The organism is Vibrio sp. 970, from assembly GCF_033339075.1.
Genome location: NZ_JAWOTW010000873.1, coordinates 1 through 506, shown reverse-complemented (window position 1 = coordinate 506; position 506 = coordinate 1). Strand labels below are relative to the sequence as shown.

Genomic DNA, 506 nt, shown 5'->3' with positions numbered 1-506 from the left:
TTTACGTACACTTCAAAGTAGGTTTCCACGCCGTCGAACTTGATGATGGTTTGTTGGTTATCCCACTGTGGACCAAGTGTAAATGTGCGTTGATAAGCGCCCGTTGGGTTGTCGGTTGGTACAAACGGGACGTCGATCGGGAATGGGAAGCCCTCATCGGTGTATTGCAGATCGCCGTGGCCTTCCATTTGCCACATGTTTGGGACGGTAATGTGTCCCCAGTCGTTCATTGTTTGTGAGTAAAACTCATCAGGTACCAACATTGGGTTGGTGAAATAACGGAATGTCCATTGGCCGCTGAGCAACATAAAGCGGCGACTCAGTTCACGTTGAAAGGTTTGTGCGCTCTGAACAGAGTCGTAGGAGAAAAAGTACGCACGCGGTGCCATACGATTCTCGTGTAAGTGTTGGAAGTTTTCCCAATTGTTCACGTTTTGATCTCCCCTCGGCTTGGTGCGCTTATGTTGGAGTGCGGATTGGTTTCATCGCGGCTCAACATCAGTGCA

The 506-nt window shown here is 49.4% G+C and carries 1 protein-coding gene; it reads right to left on the bottom strand.

Features of this window, described 5'->3' with window-relative positions:
- The coding region (locus R7Q11_RS29660; RefSeq protein ID WP_405532666.1) for a sugar-binding domain-containing protein at positions 1–431 on the bottom strand (431 nt) is incomplete at its 3' end.
- Positions 432–506 lie beyond the last annotated feature (75 nt).